This is a genomic window from Micromonospora sp. CA-240977 (assembly GCF_050942285.1).
Taxonomy (GTDB): domain Bacteria; phylum Actinomycetota; class Actinomycetes; order Mycobacteriales; family Micromonosporaceae; genus Micromonospora.
Window position 1 is genome coordinate 5,825,900 of sequence record NZ_CP192055.1, and the last position, 24,605, is coordinate 5,850,504.

The 24,605-nt window shown below is 73.1% G+C and carries 24 protein-coding genes; 16 read left to right on the forward strand and 8 right to left on the reverse strand.

Annotated features, from left to right (window positions below):
• Positions 1-9: 9 nt before the first annotated feature.
• Positions 10-456 (reverse strand): SRPBCC family protein, encoded by a 447-nt coding sequence (locus ACQPWW_RS26240; protein ID WP_433126218.1) that lies wholly within the window; start codon positions 454-456, stop codon positions 10-12.
• A 188-nt stretch (positions 457-644) separates the two neighbouring features.
• Between ACQPWW_RS26240 and ACQPWW_RS26245 the strand changes: the two genes are divergently transcribed.
• The 3 genes from ACQPWW_RS26245 (at position 645) to gltX (ending at position 4,729) form a co-directional block, all read left to right on the forward strand.
• Positions 645-1,994 carry a GH1 family beta-glucosidase gene (locus tag ACQPWW_RS26245; protein ID WP_433126220.1) on the forward strand — a complete coding sequence of 450 codons (1,350 nt, stop codon included), beginning with the start codon at positions 645-647 and terminating at the stop codon, positions 1,992-1,994.
• Positions 1,991-3,268: an MFS transporter gene (locus tag ACQPWW_RS26250; RefSeq protein ID WP_433126222.1), complete on the forward strand. Its 1,278-nt coding sequence runs from the start codon at positions 1,991-1,993 to the stop codon at positions 3,266-3,268. Before ACQPWW_RS26245 ends, ACQPWW_RS26250 begins: the two co-directional genes overlap by 4 nt.
• 90 nt (positions 3,269-3,358) lie before the next feature.
• On the forward strand, positions 3,359-4,729 hold the full coding sequence (gltX, locus tag ACQPWW_RS26255; protein ID WP_433134573.1) for a glutamate--tRNA ligase: 1,371 nt from the start codon (positions 3,359-3,361) through the stop codon (positions 4,727-4,729).
• 69 nt (positions 4,730-4,798) lie between these two features.
• Here gltX and ACQPWW_RS26260 read toward each other — a convergent pair whose 3' ends face one another.
• Positions 4,799-5,413 (reverse strand): copper resistance CopC family protein, encoded by a 615-nt coding sequence (locus ACQPWW_RS26260; RefSeq protein WP_433126224.1) that lies wholly within the window; start codon positions 5,411-5,413, stop codon positions 4,799-4,801.
• A gap of 252 nt (positions 5,414-5,665) precedes the next feature.
• Between ACQPWW_RS26260 and ACQPWW_RS26265 the strand changes: the two genes are divergently transcribed.
• On the forward strand, positions 5,666-6,316 hold the full coding sequence (locus tag ACQPWW_RS26265) for a hypothetical protein (protein ID WP_433126225.1): 651 nt from the start codon (positions 5,666-5,668) through the stop codon (positions 6,314-6,316).
• A gap of 31 nt (positions 6,317-6,347) precedes the next feature.
• Here ACQPWW_RS26265 and ACQPWW_RS26270 read toward each other — a convergent pair whose 3' ends face one another.
• Both ACQPWW_RS26270 and ACQPWW_RS26275 read right to left on the reverse strand, forming a co-directional pair.
• The gene (locus ACQPWW_RS26270) at positions 6,348-6,668 is read right to left on the reverse strand and encodes a hypothetical protein (protein ID WP_433126227.1); all 321 of its coding nucleotides are present in this window, start codon (positions 6,666-6,668) and stop codon (positions 6,348-6,350) included.
• A 212-nt stretch (positions 6,669-6,880) separates the two neighbouring features.
• Entirely contained in the window at positions 6,881-7,423 is a 543-nt protein-coding gene (locus ACQPWW_RS26275) for an orotate phosphoribosyltransferase (RefSeq protein ID WP_433126228.1), read from the reverse strand.
• Between the two features lie 120 nt (positions 7,424-7,543).
• Here ACQPWW_RS26275 and ACQPWW_RS26280 point away from each other — a divergent pair, with 120 nt between their 5' ends.
• From ACQPWW_RS26280 to fabF, 8 genes are all read left to right on the forward strand, one after another.
• Entirely contained in the window at positions 7,544-8,749 is a 1,206-nt protein-coding gene (locus ACQPWW_RS26280; protein WP_433126230.1) for a sensor histidine kinase, read from the forward strand.
• Positions 8,746-9,429, forward strand: a complete 684-nt coding sequence (locus tag ACQPWW_RS26285; RefSeq protein ID WP_433126232.1) for a response regulator — start codon at positions 8,746-8,748, stop codon at positions 9,427-9,429. Before ACQPWW_RS26280 ends, ACQPWW_RS26285 begins: the two co-directional genes overlap by 4 nt.
• A gap of 84 nt (positions 9,430-9,513) precedes the next feature.
• Positions 9,514-10,362, forward strand: a complete 849-nt coding sequence (locus tag ACQPWW_RS26290) for a septum formation family protein (RefSeq protein WP_433126233.1) — start codon at positions 9,514-9,516, stop codon at positions 10,360-10,362.
• Between the two features lie 11 nt (positions 10,363-10,373).
• Entirely contained in the window at positions 10,374-11,675 is a 1,302-nt protein-coding gene (locus tag ACQPWW_RS26295) for a PucR family transcriptional regulator (RefSeq protein ID WP_433126234.1), read from the forward strand.
• A 78-nt stretch (positions 11,676-11,753) separates the two neighbouring features.
• The gene (locus tag ACQPWW_RS26300; protein WP_433126235.1) at positions 11,754-12,680 is read left to right on the forward strand and encodes an ACP S-malonyltransferase; all 927 of its coding nucleotides are present in this window, start codon (positions 11,754-11,756) and stop codon (positions 12,678-12,680) included.
• Positions 12,677-13,621 (forward strand): beta-ketoacyl-ACP synthase III, encoded by a 945-nt coding sequence (locus tag ACQPWW_RS26305; RefSeq protein WP_110565639.1) that lies wholly within the window; start codon positions 12,677-12,679, stop codon positions 13,619-13,621. The genes ACQPWW_RS26300 and ACQPWW_RS26305 overlap by 4 nt, the downstream gene beginning before the upstream one ends.
• A gap of 85 nt (positions 13,622-13,706) precedes the next feature.
• Positions 13,707-13,946: an acyl carrier protein gene (locus ACQPWW_RS26310; RefSeq protein WP_030330276.1), complete on the forward strand. Its 240-nt coding sequence runs from the start codon at positions 13,707-13,709 to the stop codon at positions 13,944-13,946.
• A gap of 2 nt (positions 13,947-13,948) precedes the next feature.
• Positions 13,949-15,175 (forward strand): beta-ketoacyl-ACP synthase II, encoded by a 1,227-nt coding sequence (gene fabF / locus ACQPWW_RS26315; protein ID WP_433126238.1) that lies wholly within the window; start codon positions 13,949-13,951, stop codon positions 15,173-15,175.
• A 78-nt stretch (positions 15,176-15,253) separates the two neighbouring features.
• On the opposite strand, the gene ACQPWW_RS26320 is transcribed toward fabF, so the two are convergent.
• On the reverse strand, positions 15,254-15,472 hold the full coding sequence (locus ACQPWW_RS26320) for a hypothetical protein (RefSeq protein WP_433126240.1): 219 nt from the start codon (positions 15,470-15,472) through the stop codon (positions 15,254-15,256).
• A 127-nt stretch (positions 15,473-15,599) separates the two neighbouring features.
• On the opposite strand from ACQPWW_RS26320, the gene ACQPWW_RS26325 reads away from it, so the two are divergent.
• A complete protein-coding gene (locus ACQPWW_RS26325; RefSeq protein ID WP_433126241.1) occupies positions 15,600-17,486 on the forward strand; it encodes a potassium channel family protein in 1,887 nt (628 codons plus the stop codon).
• Positions 17,487-17,490: 4 nt separating this feature from the next.
• On the opposite strand, the gene ACQPWW_RS26330 is transcribed toward ACQPWW_RS26325, so the two are convergent.
• A complete protein-coding gene (locus ACQPWW_RS26330; RefSeq protein ID WP_433126242.1) occupies positions 17,491-19,227 on the reverse strand; it encodes a glycoside hydrolase family 3 protein in 1,737 nt (578 codons plus the stop codon).
• Positions 19,228-19,314: 87 nt separating this feature from the next.
• Complete coding sequence (locus ACQPWW_RS26335) at positions 19,315-19,806, reverse strand: DUF3145 domain-containing protein (protein WP_112700027.1); 492 nt, start codon at positions 19,804-19,806, stop codon at positions 19,315-19,317.
• A 308-nt stretch (positions 19,807-20,114) separates the two neighbouring features.
• On the opposite strand from ACQPWW_RS26335, the gene ACQPWW_RS26340 reads away from it, so the two are divergent.
• The gene (locus ACQPWW_RS26340) at positions 20,115-20,444 is read left to right on the forward strand and encodes a hypothetical protein (RefSeq protein WP_030330285.1); all 330 of its coding nucleotides are present in this window, start codon (positions 20,115-20,117) and stop codon (positions 20,442-20,444) included.
• Positions 20,445-20,619: 175 nt separating this feature from the next.
• Here the strand turns inward: ACQPWW_RS26340 and ACQPWW_RS26345 are convergent, their stop codons facing one another.
• Positions 20,620-21,246, reverse strand: a complete 627-nt coding sequence (locus ACQPWW_RS26345) for a carbonic anhydrase (RefSeq protein WP_433126243.1) — start codon at positions 21,244-21,246, stop codon at positions 20,620-20,622.
• 170 nt (positions 21,247-21,416) lie between these two features.
• Here ACQPWW_RS26345 and ACQPWW_RS26350 point away from each other — a divergent pair, with 170 nt between their 5' ends.
• Positions 21,417-22,364 carry an alpha/beta fold hydrolase gene (locus ACQPWW_RS26350; protein ID WP_433134575.1) on the forward strand — a complete coding sequence of 316 codons (948 nt, stop codon included), beginning with the start codon at positions 21,417-21,419 and terminating at the stop codon, positions 22,362-22,364.
• A gap of 108 nt (positions 22,365-22,472) precedes the next feature.
• Positions 22,473-24,587 (forward strand): HelD family protein, encoded by a 2,115-nt coding sequence (locus ACQPWW_RS26355; RefSeq protein WP_433126244.1) that lies wholly within the window; start codon positions 22,473-22,475, stop codon positions 24,585-24,587.
• Positions 24,588-24,605 lie beyond the last annotated feature (18 nt).

Genomic DNA, 24,605 nt, shown 5'->3' on the forward strand with positions numbered 1-24,605 from the left:
GGGCGCTCGTCAGCCGACGGCGGCCAGGTCGGTGAGCCGGGCCAGCGAGTCCTCCAGGTCGGCGCCGACCCGACGCAGTCCGAGTCGCAGCAGGGCCGCCTTGACCGGGCCGGCCGGCCAGCGGACCACGATGAGCCGCACGATGGTCCCGCCCTCCTCCTCGTCGGTGGTGAGCTGGACGTAGATCTCGGTGCGTGCCTCCGCCCGAGAGCCCGCGCCCTTGGCCCGTTCCCGCCAGCCGATCAGCGTCGGCTCCTGGTAGGCGATCACCTCGGCCTCATGCGCCGCGCCGCGTCCCGCCTGGACCAGTTGTCGCCGGCCGAAGCCCTCTCCCGAGAGCACTTCGGCCGCGCGGACGCCGGCCAGCCAGGCCGGCAACTGCTCGGCCCGCTGCACGACATCCCAGACCACTTCAATTGGCGCCGCCACGTGCGCACTGCGTTCCACGAGGATCATTTCCGTCTTTCCTCCGGTGAGGACATCACACGATATCGGCACTCTATGCGTTAAATCGGACTTACCAGGACGGGTTTGGAAAAAGACACGCCGATCAACCATTGCGGATTGCGCCAGGCCGGCCTATGGCGCATTGATGGAGAGCCCCCTAAAGTCCCGAGCACGTTTCACGTTGACCGGGAGGGCGCATGTCGACAGCACCGATGCCCCAGTTCCCCGCTGGCTTCCGCTGGGGCGTCTCCACCTCGGCGCACCAGGTCGAGGGCGCCGCCACGGCCGACGGGCGCGGTCCGTCCATCTGGGACACGTTCGCGCAGTCCCCTGGACGGATCAGCGACGGCAGCAGCGGTGCGGTCGCCTGCGACCACTACCACCGCCATGCCGAGGACGTCGCGCTGATGGCCGGCCTCGGCGTCGACTCGTACCGCTTCTCCATCGCCTGGCCCCGGGTACGGCCCACCGGCGCCGGCCCGGCCAACCCGGCCGGCCTGGACTTCTACGACCGGCTGGTGGACGAGTTGCTGGCCGCCGGCGTCGACCCGGTGGCGACCCTCTACCACTGGGACCTGCCGCAACCTCTCGAGGACGCCGGCGGCTGGCTGCACCGCGACACCGCCGCCCGGTTCGCCGAGTACGCCGACCTGACCGCTGCCCGACTCGGCGACCGGGTCCGGCTCTGGATCACCCTGAACGAGCCGTTCATCCACATGAGCCTCGGGTACGGCATGGGCGAGCACGCGCCCGGCCGGACGCTGCTCTTCGACGCCTTCCCGGTCGCCCACCACCAACTGCTCGGGCACGGGCTCGCGGTCGCCGCGCTACGCGCCCACACCACCAGCCCGGTGGCGATCGCCAACAACTACTCGCCGGTGCGGGTGCTCGGTGACCGCGACGCCGACCGGGCCGCCGGGGCGGCGTACGAGGCGCTGCACAACCGGCTCTTCACCGATCCGCTGCTCGGCCGCGGCTACCCCGAGCTGCCCGGCTTCGACCCGGGGGTCATCCGCCCCGGCGACCTCGACACCATCGCCGCGCCGATCGACGTGCTCGGGGTCAACTACTACAACCCCACCGGCGTACGGGCCGCCGAGGCGGATTCGCCACTGCCGTTCGACCTGGTGCCGCTGGACGGCTACCCCCGGACCGCCTTCGACTGGCCGGTCGCCCCCGACGGGCTGCGCGAACTGCTCGGCTGGCTCCGCGACACCTACGGCGACGCCCTGCCGCCCATCGAGATCACCGAGAGCGGCTGCGCGTACGACGACGCACCGGACGCGGGCGGGCAGGTGGCGGATCCGGAGCGCGTCGCGTACCTCGACGGGCACCTGCGGGCGGTCCGGGCCGCCATCGACGACGGGGTGGACGTGCGCGGGTACTTCGTCTGGTCGCTGCTTGACAACTGGGAGTGGGCCGAGGGGTTCACCAAGCGATTCGGGTTGGTGCACGTCGACTACGCCACCCAGACGCGTACGCCGAAGTCGTCGTACACCTGGTTGCGGGACGTGATCGCGGCCTCCCGGGGCGGGTCGGCGCGGTGACCACCCTCGACCCGACGCCGGTGTCGCTGCCGGCCGCGCTCGCCGAGCCGACAGTGCCGGTGCGGCGGGGTTGGATCGGGTTGATCTTCGCGGCCAACCTCGGGGTCTGGATGGCGTTCTTCACGCCGATCCAGGTGCTGCTGCCGCAACAGATCGAGCAGATCGCGCCCGGCGACAAGGAGAACATGCTGGCGGTGGTCACCGGTCTCGGCGCCCTGGCCGCGGTGCTCGCCAACCCCCTCGCGGGCGCGTTCTCCGACCGGACCTGCCTGCGGGTGGCCGGCCGGGAGTTCGGCCGTCGGCACGTCTGGACCGCCGGCGGGGCGCTGCTCGGCGCGGCGGCCCTGGTGCTGCTGGCCCAGCAGCGGACCATCCTCGGGGTGGCCCTCGGCTGGGTGGCCGCGCAGGTCTGCTTCAACGCGATGCTGGCCAGCCTCAGCGCGGCCATCCCGGACCGGGTGCCGGTCACGCAGCGCGGCGGTGTCTCGGGGTGGGTGGGCATTCCGCAGGCGCTCGGGCTGGTGCTCGGCGCGGTGCTGGTCACCGCCGTGGTCACCGGCAACGCGGCCGGCTACCTGGCCATCGCGGTGGCCATCCTGGTGCTGTCGCTGCCGTTCGCGCTGCTCACTCCCGACGAACCCCTGCCCCGTACGCATCGGCCCGTGCTGCGCACGCGGGCACTGCTGGCCTCGATGTGGATCAGCCCCCGCCGGCACCCGGACTTCGCCTGGGCCTGGATCACCCGGTTCCTGGTCCAGCTCGGCAACGCGCTGGGCACCCTCTACCTGCTGTACTTCCTCACCGACGGGGTGCGCCACCCCGACCCCGAGGGTGGGCTGCTGGTGCTGATCCTGCTCTACACGCTCGGCATGATGCTGACCGCGGTGGTCGCCGGCCGCCTGTCGGACCGTTCCGGCCGCCGCAAGATCTACGTCATCGTGTCCGGGCTGATCATGGCGGTGGCCGCGCTGCTGCTCGCTGTCGTGCCGGTCTGGCCGATGGCGATCGTCGCCGCGCTGCTGCTCGGCGCCGGCTATGGCGTCTACCTCTCGGTGGACGCCGCGTTGATCACCCAGGTGCTGCCCCGGGCCACCGACCGGGCCAAGGACCTCGGTGTCATAAACATCGCCAACTCCGCGCCGCAGGTGCTCGGCCCGGCGCTGTCCGCGCCGCTCGTGGTGTACCTGGGCGGTTATCCCACGCTCTACGCCGTCACCGCGGTGGTCACCCTGGTCGGTAGCGCCCTGGTGGTGAAGATCCGCTCGGTGCCGTGAGTCAGGGGGCCGTGGCCGGAAGCGGTCGCCGGCCGCCGTAGGCTGGGGGACGTGACGGTACGTGTGCGCTTCGCCCCCTCCCCGACCGGTATGTTCCACGTCGGCGGTGCCCGCTCGGCGCTGCAGAACTGGATTTACGCCAAGCAGCAGGGCGGGGTGTTCGTGCTGCGCGTCGAGGACACCGACGCGGCGCGCAACAAGCCCGAGTGGACCGAGGGCATCCTCTCCGCGCTGGACTGGATCGGCATCTCCCGGGGCAGCTACGAGGGTCCGTACTTCCAGTCGGAGAACGCCGGCGAGCACCGGGCCGCCGCGGCCCGGCTCTACGACTCCGGCCGCGCCTACTACTGCGACTGCACCCGCGAGGACGTGCAGGCCCGCACCGGCTCCCAGTACCAGGGCTACGACGGCTACCACCGTGATCTCGGCCTCGGCCCGGGTCCGGGGCGCGCGCTGCGCTTCCGGACGCCCGACGAGGGCACGACTGTGGTGATCGACCTGATCCGCGGTGAGCCCACCTTCGAGAACAAGCTCATCGAGGACTTCGTCATCGCCCGGGGCGACGGCTCGCCGGTCTTCCTGCTGGCCAACGTCGTCGACGACATGACGATGGGGATCACCCACGTGATCCGGGCCGAGGAGCACCTGCCCAACACGCCCAAGCAGCAGCTGCTCTGGGACGCGCTCGGGGTCAAGCCGCCGATCTGGGCGCACGTGCCGGTGGTGGTCAACGAGAAGCGGCAGAAGCTCTCCAAGCGCCGGGACAAGGTCGCCCTGGAGGCGTACCGCGAGGAGGGCTACCTCGCCGGCGCGATGCGCAACTACCTGATGCTGCTCGGCTGGGCGCCCTCCGGCGACCGGGAGATCGTCCCCTGGCCGGTCATCGAGGACGAGTTCCGGCTGGAGGAGGTCAACCCCTCCCCCGCGTTCTTCGACGAGAAGAAGCTGCGCGCGTTCAACGGCGAGTACATTCGGGCGCTGTCCGTGCCCGACTTCATCGACGCCTGCCAGCCATGGCTGACCGGCACCGGGACCATCGCGCCGCCGCCCTGGCAGCCGGAGGAGTTCGACGCCGACGCGTTCGCCGCTGTCGCCCCGCTGGCCCAGACCCGGCTCGCGCTGCTCAGCGAGATCGTGCCGAACGTCGACTTCCTGTTCCTCGCCTCGCCGATGATCGACGAGGCCGCCTGGGCCAAGACGATGAAGGACGGCTCGGCGGAGCTGCTGGACGACGCCATCGCGGCGTTCGAGACGCTGGGGTCGTGGGACGCCGAAGCGCTGAAGTCGACGCTGGAGGCGGTCGGCGCCGAGCGCGGCCTGAAGCTCGGCAAGACGCAGGCGCCGGTACGGGTCGCGGTCACCGGCCGCACCGTGGGCCTGCCGCTGTTCGAGTCGCTGGAGGTACTCGGTCGCGAGCGCACCCTGACCCGGATGCGCGCCGCCCGACTCCGCCTGGTCTGACCCCGCCGCGCCGCCCCGCTCGACGACCGCAAGGCGGGTGCCCGGGGTTGCGCGGGCGTTGGATCGGACTCAGCCGCGGGTGGCCCGGCGGCGGATCAGCAGGCCGCTCACCAGGGCCGCGAGCAGCACCAACGCGCCGAGCGCCCAGAGCCACAGGCGCTGGGCCGAGTTGGCGCGCTCCTGCGCCAGCGGCACGACCGCCGTCGGGGTGACGCCCGGCGCGGTCGAGGCCGACCCGGCCGACGGCGAAGCGACCGCGGCACCCGGCGGCACGGCGGTGCCACCGTCGGCCGACGGCAGGGCGGACGGGCTCGCGGACGGGTCGGCGGCGGTCCCTGTCGTGAGGGTGAACCGCACCTCGCCCTTCACCGGGTGCCCGTCGCCGGACGCGAGCTGGTAGCCGACGACGTAGAGCCCCGCGGCGGCCGGTGTGAACGGCACCCGCACGCGGCTGCCGTCGAAGACGGGTGGGCCGCCAGCGACCACATTGTCCGGTCCCGTTATTGTGATCTTCGTCGTAGCCGGTGCCGGCTTGGCGAGGAACCGCAGCTCGATCCGGGCCGGGGCGGTCGCCACTCGGGCACCGTCGCGCGGATCGCTGCCGGTCAGCGAGTTGTGCGCGGCGGCCGGAGTTGGCGGCGCCAGAAACGACACACCGAACGCCACGCCGAGCACCACTGGCACAACCCGCGCCGTACGTGTAACCCTGCCCCCCATGAACCCCTCCGTAAGGGTACGATCCGCCCGCTGATCAAACAGCTCCTCATTAGTCGAGCAGAGATCGCAGATAGTTCCAAATACTGTTCCAGAAGCTGCAACTCATCGACGTTTTGCGGAGTCTGTAGGTGTAGACCCAACCCTCTGGTCGGCGTCGCATCGGCAGACCGCTCCACGCGTCACACCGAAGCCATCCATCGAACGGGGCGAGGAGGCGGGATGGTCCGACACATGAGGCGGTTGGCCGCCGTGGTGGCGGGCGCGCTTGCGGCGGCTCTGCTGTCGCTCGGCACCGCCGGCCCGGCCTCGGCGGCGCCGAACCCGGCACCAGCCGGGGTGGACATCACCGGCGTGGGGCTCGCCGCGCCCCTGCGGTTGCGCGCGGACACGCAGCCCGCCCACGTGGGCGCGGTCATCGACCAGGTCAACTTCCTCGGACGCACCGGCATGCCGACCGGCCCGAAGCCGGCCGACCTCGGTCCGAAGTACACGGTCGTGGTGTTCGCCGGTGAGACGCCGCAGCAGACGTACGACCTCTATCCCCGGGCGGTCGGCGGTCCGCGGGTCTACCGGCCGGCGAAGCAGCCGGACGCCCGCAAGATCAGCGCTGGTTGGTTCCTGGGTCGGCTCAGCATGTCCGAGACCCTGCGCACCGCCGGTGTGCCGCTGGAGCGGCAGTTCGACACGGTCAGCGGTGGTGCGGGCGGTGGCGAACGGGTGCTCCCGGAGGACACGCTCGACCCGGCGAAGGACCTCGATGACGCGCTGGGCGACCTCCAGCGCCTGCTGCTGCTCAACGTCGGGGTGATGCTGACGATCACGGTCGGCCTCGCCGGGATCGCCCTGCTGATCCGGCGCCGTACCCGCTGACTCCTGGCCGCCGTGCGAAGGCGCCGGGGTTTCAGCACCAGCGGCGTGGCGGGCGCTCCCGGCGGGTGGCCCGTGGGCGCGGCCGGACCGGGCCGTGCCGATGCGCCCCGGCCCAGCCGGGAAGTTCGCTGAGGCAACCAGCGGGGACGTCGGCGTCGGGCTCGGTCCAGGCGGAGGCCTCGGCGGAGCGCTGGCGCGGGAGCACGGTCTCGTCGTCGGGCCGCGGATCCACCGGGTGCGACGGCGCGCCAGCGGCCGGCCGACGGTGCTTGCCAGCCGCCTGCGGGTCGTGGTGCCCCGGCCGGCCGGGCTCGCCCTGGGCGCAGCCGTACTCGGCCTCCCCGTGCGCCATTCCCGGTCTCCTCACGCTCGCCTCACCCGCCGGTACTCCCCCGACGTGCCCCTGTCACCGTACTGGCCGGGACCGACGGGCCGCGCGCAGCGTACCCGGGGTCGGCACCGGCCAGCTCCCGACGACGACGGTGAACGCGGAAGCTGGTCGCGCAGTTCACAGCTTCTTTTCGCGCCGTTCACCCAGAGGCCGCAGCCGGAACGGACCGGCGCTCAGCGGAGGCGGTGCGCCTCCAGGTCGGCCCGGCGCAGGAGCGCGCGCAGCGCCACGCCGTGACCGGCGAGCGCCTCGGCCCCACCCTCGGCGCGGTCGATGACGCAGAGGGCGTGCTCCACCCGGGCACCCAGCTCGCGTAGTTGGCCGGTGGAGATGACCACCTGCCCGCCGGAGGTGACGACGTCCTCGACCACCAGCACCTGCCGCCCGGCCAGGTCGGCCCCCTCGGCAAGCCTTGCCGTCCCGTACTGCTTCGCGCTCTTGCGGACGAACGCGCAGGGCAGCCCGGTGTGCCGGCCGAGCGCGGTCACCACCGGGATGCCGCCCATCTCCAACCCCGCCAGCACCTCGGTGTCGGTCGGCACCAGGTGCGCAAGCTGGGCTGCCACCCGGTCCAGCAGGCGGGGGTCGGCCTCGAAGCGGTACTTGTCGAAATACTCGTCGGCGGTGCGCCCGGAGCGGAGCACGAACGTGCCAGTCAGCCGGCAGGTGCTGTCGATCTCCCGCGCCAGCGCGGCCAGGTTCTCCCGATCAGTCATGATGATCATTCTTGCGCTGTCGGGCCGTGCTCCGCGTACCCCTTTCGGCGCATGTCGGCGCGGTCGGGCTCCTCCTCCGGGCGGTGTCCGAGCGTCGGCGGCTGTGGTGGGATCGGTGACATGCGACCGCCACCGTGGCTCGGCTCCGGCACCCCCGGCAGGGACCTGGCGCTCGCCGGCGTGTCGTTGGCCGGCGGTCTGGTGCTCTATGGCCTGGGCATGCAACCGCAGATCGTCCCGCACCCGGACGTGCCGCCGGCACTGTTCCTGCCGCCCCTGCTGGCGGTGTGCGTCGCCGTCGGGCTGCGGAGGGTGGCACCCCGCGCCAGCCTGGCCGTGGGGACCGGGGCGCTGCTCGTCGACACGGCGCTGGGCAACTCGCTGGGCACTGTCGTGGTCTACACGCAGGTGCTCTACGACGCCTGCGTGTACGGTCCGCCCCGACTGTGGCGCTGGCTGCTGCGGATCACTGTGGCGCTGAGCCTGGTCGGGGTGGTGGTCGGCGTCCTCGGGTTCGGTCAGTGGCGCGGAGCTGCCGTCGGGGTGCCGCTGGTGCTCGCCGGGCTGCTGCCGGTCCTGACCGGCATCAGCGTGCGGCAGTACCGCGACCAGGCCGCCGCCGAGCGGGCGCGGGCCGAGCAGACCGCCCGGCTTGTCGAGTTGGACCGCCAGCAGGCGGTCAGCGCCGAACGGGCCCGGATGGCCCGGGAGTTGCACGACGTCGTCGCCAACCACCTCAGCGCTGTCGCCATCCACGCCACCGCCGTGCTCTCCGTACCCGGCCTGGACCGCGGTCAGGTCTCCTCGGCGTTGCGCGTGATCCGGGAGAGCAGCGTGCAGGGCCTGGCCGAGATGCGGCAGATGATCGAGTTGCTGCGCGAGCCGGCGACCGGTGGCGGTTCGGGTCCGGCCGGCGACGGCCCGGCGCTGCCGGAGGTGGTCACCGCGCGGCTCGCCGAGGCGGACGGGTTGGTCGAGCGGATCCGGTCCGCCGGCCTCGCGGTGCGGGTACGCACCGACGGCACACCGGGCCCGCTGCCCGTGGGGGTGGACCTCGCCGCGTACCGGATCGTGCAGGAGTCGCTGACCAACGCGCTCAAGCACGGCACGGGTGAGGCGGAGTTGACCATCGCGTACCGGCCGGCGGAGGTGGTGGTGACTGTGGAAAATCCGGTGCGCTCGCCCGGGGCCGGGTGGCCGGGCGCCGGGGCCGGGCTGATCGGCATGCGGGAGCGGGCCACGCTGCTGTCCGGGCGGTTCACCGCCGGGCCGCGGGACGGGCGCTGGCAGGTCCGGGCCGCGCTGCCCACCGGGGAGGGCGGGTGACCGGGCCGGCGGACGACGGGATCGTGCGGGTGGTGCTTGCCGACGACCAGCCGGCGGTACGCGCCGGACTGGCCCTGATCCTGGGCGCCGCCCCCGGTCTGGCGGTGGTCGGCGAGGCGGCCGACGGCGACGAGGCGGTGCGGCTGTGCCGGGAGGTGCGCCCGGACGTGGCGGTGCTGGACGTCCGCATGCCCCGTCGGGACGGGATCTCCGCGACCCGGGCGATCGTCACCGACCGGCTCGCCGACGTGCTGGTGCTCACCACCTTCGACCTGGACGAGTACGTCTTCGGCGCGCTGCGCGCCGGCGCGGCCGGGTTCCTGCTCAAGGACACCGACGCCGAGGGGCTGGTGACCGCGGTGCGGACGGTGGCGCGTGGCGACGGGTTCATCGCTCCCGCGGTGACCCGCCGGTTGATCACCGCCTTCGCGGCGACCGCGCCCGGCGCGTCGGCGGCCACCCGGGCCGCGCTGGGCACCCTCACGCCGCGGGAACGCGACGTGTTGGCCTGTCTCGGCCTGGGCCTGTCCAACCAGCAGATCGCCGACCGGCTGGTGCTGGCGGAGAGCACCACCAAGACGCACGTGAGCCGGATCCTGGCGAAACTGGGGCTGCGCAGCCGGGTGCAGGCCGCCATCCTGGCCCAGGAGCTGGGGCTGCCCGCTCCCCCGCACCCGTGAGCACGCTCCGGTCCACTCTGGACACCGGCTGCCGTACGCTTCCCGGCATTCACGCCGACGGTGGCGGCCCGGGACGGAGACGACATGCGACGGTGGTACGGGACGGCACTCCTGGTGGCGCTGGCCATGGGGGCGGGCGGTTGTGACAGCCTCCTCGTCGGCGAGGAGGCCTCGTCCTTCACGCCCGAGGCAGGGGTGTGTCACGCCGTCGCCTCCGACGAGCGCAGCCCCGAGGCGTACACGCCGATCCCCTGCTCGTCGAAGCACGAGACGGAGACCTTCCTGGTGGGCCTGTTCGGCGGCGCGGGCGCCGCCGCGTCGGCGCCGCCGGCCGCCGACACCGAGGGCATCGGGCGGGCTTACCAGTCCTGCGACGCCGAGGCTGATCTCTTCCTGGGTGGCGAGTGGCGCGACGCGCGGCTGGCGATGCGGGTGCTGATCCCGTCGGCGGCACGCTGGCAGGCGGGTGAGCGGTGGTACCGCTGCGACCTGCTGGAGATGAATGCGGTGGACCGGTGGTTTCCGAACCCCCGGGCAAACAGCCTGAGCGGCGCGCTGACCGGTGATTCGACGCTGCGGTACAGCTGTTTCACCGAACCAACCGGGTCCGACGACGCCGTCAACCTGCCGCCCACCTCCTGCACCGGGCCGCACGCCACCGAGTTCGCCGGCCTCTGGCGGGCCGGGACGGAGGTCGAGGAACTCACCGACGAGATGGTGGACGCGGGTTGCCTGTCGGTCATCGCCGGTTTCGTCGGGTTGCCGGAGCGGACCCTGGGACGCCGATTCGAGGTGTTGGCGTTGATGCCGGAGGGCGAGCCGGAGTGGCAGGCGGGCACGCTCGGGGTGTGGTGCTTCCTGCACAGCCCCGGTCAGGTGCTCAACGCGACGGCACGGGGCGCCGGTCGAAAGGTGCTTCCGGCGGCCCGCTGACCGGTGCCGACGTGGTTGGCCTGCTCACGACGTGTCAGGCTAGGGCGGTGAGTACGCCGGGGGGTGGAGAGCTGGCGGCCACGCTGCGCCGGATCGAGCGTTCGGCGGGGGCGTTGGCCACCTCCAGCGTGGCTCGGATGGACGAGACGCTGCCGTGGTTCCGGGCGCTGCCTGCCGACCAGCGCTCCTGGGTGATGCTGGTGGCCCAGGCGGGCGCCCGGTCGCTGGTGGAGTGGTTGAGCGAGGGTGGCGGCACCGCCGACAGCACCCAGGAGGTCTCGGACGAGGTCTTCGCCGCCGCACCGCAGGCGCTGGCCCGGTCGATCACCCTCCAGCAGACCGTCGCGTTGATCAAGGTAACCATCGACGTGGTCGAGGAGCAGGTGTCGCACCTGGCCGCCGAGGGCGAGGAGCAGCAACTGCGCGAAGCGGTGCTGCGCTTCTCCCGGGAGATCGCGTTCGCTGCCGCCCGGGTGTACGCGCGGGCGGCCGAGTCCCGCGGCGCGTGGGACGCGCGGTTGCAGGCCCTGCTCGTGGACGCGCTGTTGCGTGGTGACTCGCCCGATGTGCTGGCCAGTCGGGCCGCCGCGCTCGGCTGGGCGGACGCGCCGCCGGTGGCGGTGGCGGTCGGTCGATCGCCGGGCGGGGAGGTCTCCGCGGTGCTGCACGTGGTCTACCGGCAGGCCCGCCGGATCGGTGTGGAGGTGATCGGCGGGGTGCACGGCGACCGCCTGGTGATCGTGTTGGGCGGCGCTGCGGACCCGCTCACCGCCACCGCCAAGCTGCTCAGCGCGTTCGGCGACGGGCCGGTGGTGGTCGGTCCGGCCGTGCCGAGCCTGGACGAGGCGACCGAGTCGGCGCGGGCCGCGCTGTCCGGTTTCCGGGCAGCGCCGGCCTGGCCCGCCGCTCCCCGTCCGGTGCCGGCCGCGGATCTGCTGCCGGAGCGGGCACTCGCTGGCGACGCGGAGGCTCGGCGGCGGTTACGCCACGACGTGTACGCGACGTTGGTGCGCGCCGGCGGCGAGTTGCTGGCGACCCTGGACGCCTTCCTGGCCGCCGGAGGCACGCTGGAGAGCGCCGCCCGCGCGTTGTTCGTCCATCCGAACACGGTTCGTTACCGGCTGCGCCGGATCGCCGAGGTGACCGGCTTCTCGCCGCTGTCGCCCCGGGACGCGTTCGCGCTCCAGGTGGCGCTGACCGTGGGTCGTTTGGATCCGGTCGTCCCGCTCTCCTCGACCGTGCCGACTCAGACAATGACCCCGACCAACCGGAAATCGGCACAGAACGAGGATGATCCCCGCCGATTTTTGTAGGAAACCTCCAAACGTTCTAGTGTGGTTTGGTCGGAGGCGGCACAGCGTTACCCGCGCGAATCCAGGAGAGTCATAGGCGTGCTCGCCGTACTTAGTCCCGGCCAGGGTTCTCAGAAACCCGGCTTCCTGACCCCCTGGCTCGACCTGACCGGCACCGAGGCGCGGCTGCGCGAGTGGTCGGCGCTGGCCGGGGTCGACCTGGTGCACCTGGGCACCGCCGCCGACGCGGACGAGATCATGGACACCGCCCGCACCCAGCCGCTCCTTGTCGCCGCGGCGTTGCTCGCGGCCGAGCACCTGCCACTGGACAGCGTCGGACTCACCGCCGGGCACAGCGTCGGCGAGTTGGGCGCGGCCGCCCTCGCCGGTGTGCTGACCCCCGAAGCCGCGATCACCTTCGCCAGCGCACGCGGCCGGGAGATGGCCGCCGCGTGCGCGCTGGAGCCGACCGGGATGGCCGCGATGCTGGGCGGCGACCCGGACGAGGTGCTCAGCGCCATCGCGGCACACGGGCTGCATCCGGCCAACCGCAACGGCGCCGGGCAGACCGTCGCCGCCGGCTCGCTGGACGGGCTCGACAAGCTCGTCGCCGAGCCGCCCGCCCGGACCCGGGTCATCCGACTCAAGGTGGCCGGCGCGTTCCACACCCCGTACATGGCCCCGGCCGCGAGCGCGCTCACCGCGGTCGCCGCCCAGATCACCCCCGCCGACCCGGTCCGGACCCTGCTGTCGAACCTCGACGGCACCGCTGTCGACAACGGCCAGGAGCTGGTGCAGCGCCTCGTCCGCCAGGTCACCGCGCCGGTGCGCTGGGACCTGTGCATGCGTACGCTGGCCGACCTCGGAGTCACCGGCGTGATCGAGCTGCCGCCCGCCGGCACCCTTGCCGGGCTGGTCAAGCGGGAGCTCAAGGGCGAGGGCGCCCCGGAGATCGTCACCCTGAACACCCCGGACGACCTGCCGGCCGCACGGGACCTGATCGCCCGCATCGGAGGTCGTTCATGACTGGCAGTCGCATCGTCTCGATGGGGCACTACCAGCCCTCGCGAGTGGTGACAAACGACGACATCGCCCAGCTCGTCGACACCAACGACGAGTGGATCCGCGACCGCGTCGGCATCGTCAGCCGGCGGATCGCCGACACCGAGACGGTGGCCGACATGGCCGCTGCCGCCGCCGGCAAGGCGCTTGCCAACTCGGGCCTGACCGCCGCCGACATCGACCTGGTAGTGGTCGCCACCTGCACGTCGATCGACCGCAGCCCCAACGTGGCCTGCCGGGTCGCCGCCAAGCTGGGCATCACCGCCCCCGGCGCGTACGACGTGAACACCGCCTGCTCGGGCTTCGCGTACGCGCTGGGCACCGTCGACCACGCCATTCGGGCCGGCGCGTCGCGCAACGCGATAGTCATCGGCGCGGAGAAGCTGTCCGACTTCACCGACTGGACCGACCGCTCCACCTGCATCATCTTCGCCGACGGCGCCGGTGCGGCGGTGGTCACCGCCACCGCCGACGACGAGCCGGCCGGGATCGGCCCGGTGGTCTGGGGTTCGGTGCCGGAGAAGAGCGACGCGGTCCGCATCGAGGGCTGGCGCCCGTACGTCCAGCAGGAGGGGCAGGCGGTGTTCCGCTGGGCCACCACCGAGCTGGCGCCGCTCGCCCTGCAGGCCTGCGAGCGGGCCGGGGTCGACCCGTCGGAGCTGGCCGCGTTCGTGCCGCACCAGGCCAACGCCCGGATCATCGACGGCATCGCCAAGCGGCTCAACATCCCCAACGCGATCATCGCGAAGGACATCGTCGAGTCCGGCAACACCTCCGCCGCGAGCGTGCCGCTGGCCCTGTCCAAGCTTGTCGAGCGCCGGGAGGTGCCCTCGGGCGCGCCGGTGCTGCTGTTCGGCTTCGGCGGCGGCCTGACCTACGCCGGTCAGGTCGTCCGCTGCCCCTGAAGACCCCCTTCGGCGCGTACGCGCCGAGGAATGGCGGTCGGCGACGCCGTCCGTCGGACAACCCCGATGAAAGGAACCAACCGCAATGACCCGTGACGAGATCACCACCGGCCTCGCCGAGATCCTCGAAGAGGTTGCCGGAGTGAACCCGGACGACGTGGCCGAGGGGAAGTCCTTCACCGACGACCTCGACGTCGACTCGCTCTCCATGGTGGAGGTCGTGGTGGCCGCCGAGGAGAAGTTCGGCGTCAAGATCCCGGACAACGAGGTGCAGAACCTCAAGACCGTCGGTGACGCCGTCAGCTACATCGCGGCCCAGTCCTGATCATGAGTCGTCCCGACGTCGTCGTCACCGGGCTCGGCGCGACGACCCCGCTTGGCGGGGACGTCGCGTCGACCTGGGACGCCATGCTCGCCGGCCGCTCCGGGGTGAGTGCCCTCACCCAGGAGTGGGCCGCGCAACTGCCGGTCCGGATCGCCGCCCAGTTGGCGGTGGAACCGTCCGAGGTGCTGGACCGGGTCCGACTGCGCCGACTGGACCGCTCCGAGGCGATCGCGATCATCGCGGCGCAGCAGGCCTGGGCGGATGCCGGCCTCGCCGGGTCCGACCTCGACGGGGAGCGGCTGGCCGTCAGCGTCGGCTCCGGCATCGGTGGTGCCACCACCCTGCTCGCGCAGGACGACATCCTCGAAGCGTCCGGGCCGCGGCGGGTCTCCCCGCACACCATCCCGATGCTGATGCCGAACGGTCCGGCCGCCTGGGTCGGGCTGGAGTTGGGCGCCAAGGCCGGGGTGCACGCGGTGGCCAGCGCCTGCGCCACCGGCGCCGAGGCCATCGCGCTCGGCCTGGACATCATCCGCTCCGGCCGGGCCGACGTGGTGGTGGCCGGTGGCACCGAGGCGGTCATCCACCCGCTGCCGATCGCCGGTTTCAGCTCGATGCGGGCCATGTCCACCCGCAACGACGACCCGGAGCGCGCCTCCCGCCCGTGGGACCGGGGCCGGGACGGCTTCGTCCTCGGCGAGGGCGCCGGCATCATCGTGCTGGAACGGGCCGAGCACGCCGCGGCCCGGGGCGCCCGGGTGTACGCGCGCCTCGCCGGCGCCGGCATCACGTCCGACGCGTACGACATCGTGCAGCCGCACGCCGAGGGCGAGGGCGCCATCCGGGCCATCGCCAAGGCGATCGCGGACGCGGGCGTGGCCAAGCGGGACATCGTGCACGTCAACGCGCACGCCACGTCGACGCCGGTCGGTGACATGCTGGAGATCGGCGGGCTGCACAAGGCGCTCGGCGACCACCCGGTGTTGTCCGCGACGAAGTCGATGACCGGTCACCTGCTCGGTGCGGCCGGCGCGCTGGAGTCGATCGCCACCATCCTGGCCATCCGCGACAGTGTGGTCCCTCCGACGATCAACCTCGACGACCCGGAGCCCGGTCTCACGCTGGATGTCGCCGCGCACAAGGCCCGCCACATGGAGATCCCCGCCGCGTTGAACAACGCGTTCGGCTTCGGCGGCCACAACGTGGCGCTCGTCTTCGCGCGCCCCTGACCGGCGGCACGGTCCCGCTCTGACGTGGGGAAGGCTCCTTCTTGTCGCCTGGCGACGAGGAGGGGCCTTCGCTTCGTTTCACGCCCGGTTGCGGGGGTGCCGCTTCGCGGTGCGTTCGTTGCCGTGGCGGTAGTTGCCGGTCCAGCGGGCCATCACCAACTGCGGGTCGTCGTCGACCTCGGCGAGGAACTGCGCCGCGCGGCCACCACGCAGGGTGCCCGCCACCCGCCCGTGGTGGGTGATCACGATCGTGCCGTCAGCCCGTTGGACGTACCGGAATCCCTCTGCTGTTCCCATGCCGGGAGGTTGTCAGCCCGGTCGAGCGGAAGCGACTCGATTCTCGACGCGTGGCGCGACCGCCGAGCCTGCGGACGCCGATCCGCGCGGCATCGGCTGCCTGGTCGACGACGGCTACCATGCGGGCGTGTCCGAAGACAGCGCGGACGGCATCGACCCGGAACCCGGCCGGCGGTTCGTGGTCTGTGGTGACAACGCTCTGGCCCGCCGACTGATCACCGAGCTGGTCGACAGGTACGGCGTCGCGGTCACCGTCCTGCTGCCGTCGTTGACCGACAACCACGCGCCGGACATCGCCGATCTCGCGTCGGACGCCGAGGCGACGGGGCCACGTCCCGAGGTGGTGGTGGCCCGCCGGCTGACCGCCGAGGTCCTGGACCGGGTCGGCGTACGGGCTGCGGCGGCGGTCGCGCTGGTCAGCGCCGACGATGTGGCGAACGTGGACGCCGCGTTGATCATTCGGGAGTTCGATCCGAACGTCCGGATCGTGGTCCGCTTGTTCAACCCGGTGCTCGGCGAGGGCGTGGCCACCATGCTCGGCGACTGCGCGGTTCTGTCCGGTTCGGAGATCGCCGCTCCCGCGTTCGTCGCGGCCACGCTGGGCGACGACACGCCAACCTTCCTCCGGCTGCCCGACGACGAGTTGCTGCGCACGGCGAGCCGGGACGCGATCGACCCGGCGACCACGGACGTGGTCTGCGCCCTGGCCGACACCAGCGGCCCCGAGCCGATCACGCTGCCGGAGGACGAGGATTCCGCCGATCTGGTGCTGGTGCGGGCGTACGGCCGACGGCCTCCGGTCCGGACCCGACCCCGCCGCCGTCTGGTGCGGACCGCCCGGCTGGTCCTCGGCAGACGCCTGCGCTGGGCGCTGGGCGCCTCGGCCGCGCTGCTGGCCGTCGGCAGCGTCCTGCTCGGGCAGGCCCGGGACCTGGACCCGGTGCAGGCGGGTTACCTGACGTTGCTCACCGCACTGGGCAGCGCGGAGGCGGACCCGGCCGGGTCGCTCGTGGAGAAGCTCACCGCCCTGCTGCTGGTGATCACCGGCGTGGCCCTGGTCCCTACGGTGACCGCGCTGGTGGTCGATTCGGTGGTGCAGGCCCGGCTGGCAGTCGCGGCCGGTCGACTCACCGACCCGCTCGACGACCACGTGATCGTGGTCGGGCTGGGCAACGTCGGCACCCGGGTGGTGCAGGAACTGCATTCGTTCGGTGTGCCAGTGGTGGCGGTGGACCGGGCGTCGACCGCCCGTGGGGTGGCGGTGGCCCGCGACCTGGGCGTGCCGTTCCTCATCGGCGACGCGACCAGCCCGGAGACACTGCGAGCGGCGTCCGTGTCGACCTGCCGCGCCCTTGTGGTGCTCTGCGCGGATGACGTGACGAACCTGGAGACCGCGCTGCTCGGGCGATCGCTGCACAGGAGGGCGACAGGCGGTGCGGCGGCTCCCCTGCGGGTGGTGCTGCGGCTGTTCGACGAGGGGTTCGCGCAGCGGGTGCAGCGCGCCTTCGGGATCAACCACTCGCGCAGCGTCTCGTACCTCGCCGCGCCGGCGTTCGCCGCGGCGATGATGGGCCGCGAGGTGATCGACACGATCTCGGTGGGTCGGCGGGTCCTGCTGGTGGCCGAGTTGCCGGTCGGGGCCGGCTCGGATCTGGAAGGCCGCTCCGGTCCGGAGGTCAGCGTTCGTCCGCGCGAGGCCCGGGTGATAGCGATGCGGACCGGGCGGGCTGGGCAGACCATCTGGTCGCTGCCGCAACGGCGGCCCCTGGTGCGTACCGATCGGCTGTTGGTCGTCGCCACCCGGGCCGGGCTGGCCGCGCTGCTCGCCCGCACGGTGGCCAGCGCCGACCCGCCGCCGATGTCGCCGGCCACGATCGGCGGGACGCCACTGCGGTTGCTGCGCCCACCCGCGACGCGCCACCCGGCCGACCCACCGGAAGCGACAGCGCCGCCGCACCCTGAGCCCTTTGGGACAGACGCCACCGGTCAGCCGACGGCCGAGGGTGGACGCTGACCGGTCAGCTCGCGCAGGTGGTGGCGGGCAGGCCGGGCACGGCCACCGGGGACCGGCCGCCCGGCCGGGCCTTGCCGGCCAGCACGGCGGCCAGCGCGGTCATCGACGCCCGGCTGGAGGAGTACGTGGCCAGCAACGTCGCTGACTTCGCCCCGCTCAGCACGTACGGGGTGTCCATGGCGACAGTGACCGCCGCGTCGGCGCGCAGGTCCTTGGCGTCGTCGCCGTAGCCCACCAGGTGCACGATCGTGCCCCCGCTGGCCTTGACCGGCACCCCGGCGGCGGTCAGCGCGGCGGTGAGCGCGGCCCGGGTGCCGTCCCGACCACCGGAGGAGGTGACGGTGACCGGCCCGCGTACCGCGCCGCCGCAGGTGCCGCGCAGCACGGTGACGGCGGCGGCGGCCAGCGCGTCGGCGGCGGCCCGGTGAGCCGGGGCGTTGAGCGTGGACATCTGCGCGGCCGGGGTCTCCGCGAGCCGGAACTTCATGGTCAGCACCCGGGTGACCGCCTCGACCAGCCGGGCGCGGGGCAGCGACCCGCCGCGCAGCGCGGCGAGCAGCCCGTCGTACGCCTGACCGACGTTCGGGGTCATCAGGATGAGGTCGTTGCCGGCGTTCAGCGCCCGGACCGCCGCCTCGCCGGGAGCCCACCGCTTCGCGGGCGGCATGTTCATCCCGTCGGTGATCACCACGCCCTGGAAGCCGAGCTGACCGCGCAGCACATCGGTGAGCAGCTTGTGCGAGAAGGTCGCCGGGGTCCCCGGGTCGATCGCGCGCGCGTCCAGGTGCCCGGACATCACCGCCATCGCGCCGGCGTCGATGCCGGCGGTGAACGGCGGCCAGGCGCCGCTCTGCAACGCCGCGGCCGACTGGGTGAGCACCGGCAGATCCTGGTGCGAGTCGTCGGCGCTGTGACCGTGCCCGGGGAAGTGCTTCAGGGTGGCCGCGACGCCCTCCGCCTGTAGGCCACGGACGGCGCCGCCCACCTGCGCGGCGGCCTGCTTCGGGTCGGCGCCGTACGAGCGGGAGCCGATCACGGTGCTGCGGGTGGCCAGCACGTCGGCCACCGGGGCGAAGTCGACGTTGATTCCCATCGCCGCCAGCTCGGCGCCGGCGGCCCGCCAGGCGGCCTCGGTCAGCTTCGGGTCGCCGGCCGCGCCCGCCGCGAGGGCGCTGGGCAGCACGGTGACCCCGTCGGTCACCCGGGTGACGACGCCGTACTCCTGGTCGGTGCCGATCAGCAGCGGCGCGGGGCCGGCGGCGAGCCGACCGGCGGTGGCACGCAGCCCGCTGGTGAGGTCGTGCACCTGCTTCGGGTTGTCGACGTTCGTGGTCTCCTGGTTGCCCTTTGTCGGGTCGTCGGCGCTGAACCCGACCAGGATCAGGCCACCCAGCCGGTACTTGGTGATCATGTCGGCGGGGGTGTCGACCCCGGCCAGCGCCTGGTTGCCGGCGGCCGAGCCGGCGGAGACCTTCGTCGCCGAGTCGCCGTACGCGTACGGCATCAGCACCTGGCCGACAAGATCCTCGTCGGAGAGCGTGGCGACCAGGGCCACGGCACGGGCGGCGGGGTCGCTGGCCGGCGTCGGGGCGGGGACGCTCGGGGCGGCGGACGCGCCGACCGGGCTGGTCGTCGGCGTAGGCCGCTCGGGGCCGCCGCCGGAGCAGCCGGAGACGAGCAGGGCGGTCAGGGCGGCGACTGCGACAGTGGCGCGCCACGGGCGATTCGACACGCCGCCCATCCCACCAGCTTCCCCCTTATCGGGGCAACTTGACCTTACCGGTCGCGGCCGGCCCGACGGCGTACGGCCAGCGGACCGGCGACCGGGTCAGCCGACGCGGGTGAGCAAGGTCACCGGGGCGCCGTCGCCGGCGTACCGGTAGGGCTCCAGGTCGGCGTCCCACGCGGTGCCGAGGGCCTTGTCCAGGGCGTGCGCCAGTGCCTCGGGCGCCCGGGAGGCGACCATCAGGGCGCGGAGCCGGTCCTCGCCGAGCTGGATGTCGCCGGCCACGCCGACGGTGGCCCGGAACAGGCCCCGGGCCGGCACGTACATGAACCGCTCGCCGTCGGCACCGGGACTCGGCTCCTCGGTGACCTCGAAACGGATCATGGGCCACTGCCGTAGGGCAGCAGCCAGCTCGGCGCCCGTCCCCGGACGACCGGTCCACCCGCACTCGGCCCGGCGTGCGCCGGGGTCGACGGGCTGAGCCGTCCACTGCAGGTTGACCGGCGCGGCTAGGACGCGCGCGATCGCCCACTCGACGTGTGAGCACACGGCGAGCGGGGTCGAGTGGACGTATACGACGCCACGCGTTGGCACGGTGACCTCCCGGAGAGCGAGGTGCGTCTTCCCCTACGACCTCGTCCACCCAGGTGGTTGCTGCAACACATGATGACTCGTGTGGCCAGTGGTGCGCCAGGGAATCGGAAAAAACGCCGGGTGGAATAGCCGGACGGGTGGCTGCGGTTACCTCTCAGGACACCGCGACGACCAGCATGGTGTCGTGGTCATGTACAGTTCCACCGGCGGCTTATGCCGCGTTACATCTTCGCGGGCCGAGCGCAGTGTGGCCCGCACACAGCCCCCGGACGTCCAGTCCTCCCGTACGTCTTGCAAGGAGTACCTCCGTGGCGAGCAACACCTCTAAGACCGCGCGCGCGTCCGTCCGGGCCGGCCAGGCTGGCCAGGGTGGCGCCCTCAGCGTGCTGGGTGAGTTCAAGTACCTCATCCCGCTCAACGGCGGCAAGCACGCCTACGTGCGGAACCTGACCAACGGCAAGACCGCGCACCTGCGCACGGACTCCGACGCCTTCGTCGAGGAGATCCGCGTGCTGGCCGCCGCCGGCCACGCCGCCAAGATCCGGGCCGAGATCAACAACCTCGCTGCCACCCACCCGGGTGACGGCTGGGAGGCCACCGAGAAGCGCCTGGTCGCGGCCGGCGTCTTCGAGGGCTGAGCTCTCCCCCACCGCACCACGTGAAAGCGCCCGCCGGGGTCCCGGCGGGCGCTTTCGCGTGTCTGGCACGACTTCGCAGAAACCGGGGTGTCCCGGCAGGCCGGACACTCCGACAGCACGAAACCCGGGTCGATCATGCGCTCGAAGGGGGATCGGTCGCGCGCGTCGGGCCCGGTCAGCCCGGATCGAGCACCGCGACCTCGCCGGTGGCCAGGTCGTAGAGACCGCCGACCACTGCCACCCGACCGGCGGCGACCGGCCCGGCCAGCAGGTCGTCCTCGCGCAGCGCGCGCACCGTCCGCCGGACGTGCCGGCGGATCGCGAGCGGCAGCACCGCCGGGTCGTCGATCCCCACCCCGGTCACCGCCGGGGCGATCTCATCCACCAGGTACGCCATTGAGCCAGCGGGACGCTGTCCGCCGCGCACCGCGTCCACGGTGGCGTCGACGGCCCCGCACCGCTCGTGCCCGAGGACCATCACCAGCGGTACGCCGAGCTGGCCGACCACGTACTCGATCGACCCGCACACCGCCCGATCGAGGACGTGCCCACCGGTACGGATCACGCAGATCGCGCCGAAGGTCTGGTCGAAGATCGCCTCCAGCGGCACCCGCGAGTCGATGCAGCCGAGCACCACGGCGTACGGCTGCTGGTCGCCCGAGGCGGCCGCCGCGGCGGCCGTGACGTCGTGCCCGTGGATCGGCTGCCCGCTGACGAACCGCCGGTTGCCGGCGAGCAGGTCGGCCAGCGCGGCGCGCGGAGTGCCGCCGGCCTGTCGCCGCTGCCCCGACGCCTCGCCCATCGGCGCTCCCGACGACCCCATGCCGTCCAGCTTGGCCCGCCGCCGGCCACCACGGGTCGGCTCGGGAATGTTGGCCGCGGCGCGATTGGCGTGCTGTCCTGCTGGGTAGCCGGTGTTACCACCGGGTATCGGAGGTGCGGGTGGTGTCGGGCGACCCTGGGGAGGTGGCGATGCCGGACCGGTTCGAGGTCGCTCTGCCCGACGGCGTACGGCTCAACGTCGAGGTGACCGGGCCGGCGGACGCCCAGGTCACCGCCATCCTGCTGCATGGCTGGACGTTGGACGGGCGCGCCTGGCACCGGCAGGTCGACGCGCTCACCGCGGCGTCGGTCGGCGGGCCGGTGCGGGTGGTCACCTACGACGCGCGGGGGCACGGCCGATCCAGCTGCATGGCGTTGCCCACCGCCACCCTGGCCCAACTCGGCGACGACCTGGCCGCGGTGCTCGACACGGTGGCGCCGGTCGGGCCGGTGGTCCTGGTCGGGCACTCGATGGGCGGCATGACGATCATGGAGTACGCCCACCGCCACCCCGCGCACTTCGCCGCCCGCACGGCCGGTCTGGTCTTCGTGTCGACCACCGCCGAGGGGCACGCCCACACCGTCTACGGGCTCTCGCCGCGGATCGCCCGACTGATCCGGCTGGCCGAGACGGCCGGTGCCGGCGTGCTGGCCCGCTGCGGCTCGTGGCGAGCGCCCCGGGCGCTGCTGAACGCGCTGCGACCGAGCATCCGGTGGATGCTCTTCGGTGACCGCTGCGAACCGGCCGACATCCGGCTGGTGACGTCGGCGGTGGCTCGTGCCTCGCTGCGGTCGATCGGCGGCTTCCGGGCCTCCATCGGCACCCAGCACCGACTGGACACCCTCGCCGCGTTGGCGCATCTGCCGGCCGCCGCCCTGGTCGGCGACCGGGACCGGCTCACCCCGCCGCCGTGCGCGGAGTCGATCGCGGCGGCCCTGCCGGCCACCGAGCTGACCGTCTGCCCGGGCGCCGGGCACATGTTGATGATGGAGCGCCCGGACGAGGTCAACGCCGCGCTCACCGGCGTGCTGCGCCGGGTGCTCGCCGAACCGACGCCCCGAACTCACCGCGCGGCCTCCGCCGCGACGGGTGTCTGAGCGCGTTCTCGCACCTCGGGCGCGGCGGGCCTGGCCCGGGGCCGTACCCTTCTGCGGTTGGCCTGCGCGGTTTCCGCCGCCCGCCGGCGACAGTCGAAGGAGCGTGCGTTGACCGACCAGACCGGCCTGGAGCAGGAGATTGCCGTCGAGCAACGACACCTCGACCGGGTGTACGCCCGACTGGCCGAACTGCGGCGCTCGGCGGTCCGCGCCGAGCGTGACGGCTACCGGATGGCCCGGGTGGGCACGTTCGGCGCGCTTGTCGAGCGCGACGCGATGGTCTTCCACGCGGCGCAGCGGCGGCACGCCCTGGACGCCGAGTACGAGGGGCTGGTCTTCGGCCGGCTGGACCTGCGTGACCAGCAGGTGCTGCACGTGGGGCGACTCGGGATCCGGGACGAGGACACCACCACGCTTGTCGTCGACTGGCGGGCGCCGGCCGCCGCCGCCTTCTACCAGGCCACGCCGGCGCAGCCGCTGGACGTGGTGCGTCGCCGCACGATCCAGTCCCGCGCCGAACGGGTCACCCGCATCGAGGACGACCTGCTGGACCCGACCGCCGCCCCGGAGGGGATGACTGTCGTCGGGGACGGCGCCCTGCTGGCCACCCTGTCCAAGGCGACCGGCCGGGGCATGCGCGACATCGTGGCGACCATCCAACGGGAGCAGGACGAGGCGATCCGTTCGCCCGGCTCCGGGGTGACGATCGTCGCGGGCGGCCCGGGCACCGGCAAGACCGCTGTCGCCCTGCACCGGGCGGCGTTCCTGCTCTATTCCGACCGCAGCCGGTACGCCGGCGGCGGCATCCTGGTGGTCGGCCCGTCGTCGGTCTTCGTCGAGTACATCGCCTCGGTGCTGCCCTCGCTCGGTGAGGACACCGCCACCCTGCACTCGCTCGGCACTCTCTTCCCGGGGATGACCGCCACCCGCACCGACCCGCCCGAGGTGGCGGCGGTGAAGGGCTCGCTGCGGATGCGCCGGGTGTTGGAGCGCGCGGTCCGCGACGCGGTGCCGGGCGGCCCGGGTGAGCTGCGGTTGCTCTACCGGGGCACGCTGCTGCGGCTGGACCGGGCCGAGCTGGACCGGATCCGGGACCGCGCGCTGCACCGCGGCGCCCGCCGCAACGAGGTGCGCCGGGCCGGCTTCGACGGGGTGTTCGCCGCGCTCTGGGCGCAGGCCCGCGAAGTGGGCATCCGACTGCCGGAGCAACGCACCTTCGAGGCGGAGATCGCCGAGCGGGCCGAGTTCCGGGAGTTCCTCAAGGCGTGGTGGCCCCGGCTGCACCCGCGGCACGTGCTCGGTTGGCTGGCCCGGCCGGAACGGCTGCGCCGGTACGCCGGTCAGATCCTCTCCACCGCGGAGATCCGACTGCTCAGCGCCGCGTACCGGAACCTGGACTCGGACGGGTTGACGATCGCCGACATCGCGCTGCTCGACGAGTTGGACGCCCTGCTCGGCAAGCCGGCGCAGCCGGCCAAGGCCCGCCGCGACCCGTTCCAGCTCGCTGGCGGCGTACGCGAGCTGAGCACCGCCAGCGAGCGGCAGCGGGCGGCCCGGGCGGCGGCCCGGGAGCGTCCGGAGGACTACCGGGACTACGCGCACGTGGTGGTGGACGAGGCACAGGACGTCTCGCCGATGCAGTGGCGGATGGTCGGGCGCCGTGGCCACCTGGCCTCCTGGACGGTGGTGGGTGACCCCGCGCAGACCGCGTGGACAGGTGATCCCGAGGAGCTGACCCGGGCCCGGGACCAGGCGCTGGGCCGGCGGAAGCGACACGACTTCACCCTCACCACCAACTACCGCAACTCGGCGGAGATCTTCGCGGTGGCGGCGGCGGAGATCCGCCGGCTCTACCCTGACCTGCCGTTGCCCACCGCCGTGCGCTCCACCGGGGTCGATCCGGTCGAGCTCGTGGTGCCCGCGACCGGGTTGGCGACCGCCGTCGTGAACGCGGCCGCCGGGCTGCTGGCCGAGGTGGAGGGCACGGTCGGGGTGATCACGCCGGTCCCCCGCCGCGACGAGGTCGCCGGTTGGCTCGACGCGCTCGACGCGCCGCGCCTACAGGTGGTGACCAGCCTGGAGGCCAAGGGCATGGAGTACGACGGGGTAGTGCTCGTCGCTCCGAGCGAGATCCGGGCCGATCCGGGTGCGGGGGTACGCACCCTGTACGTGGCGCTCTCCCGGGCCACGCAGCGACTCACCACCATCGATCCAACCGGCTGATCTGGAGCAAACTGCCTG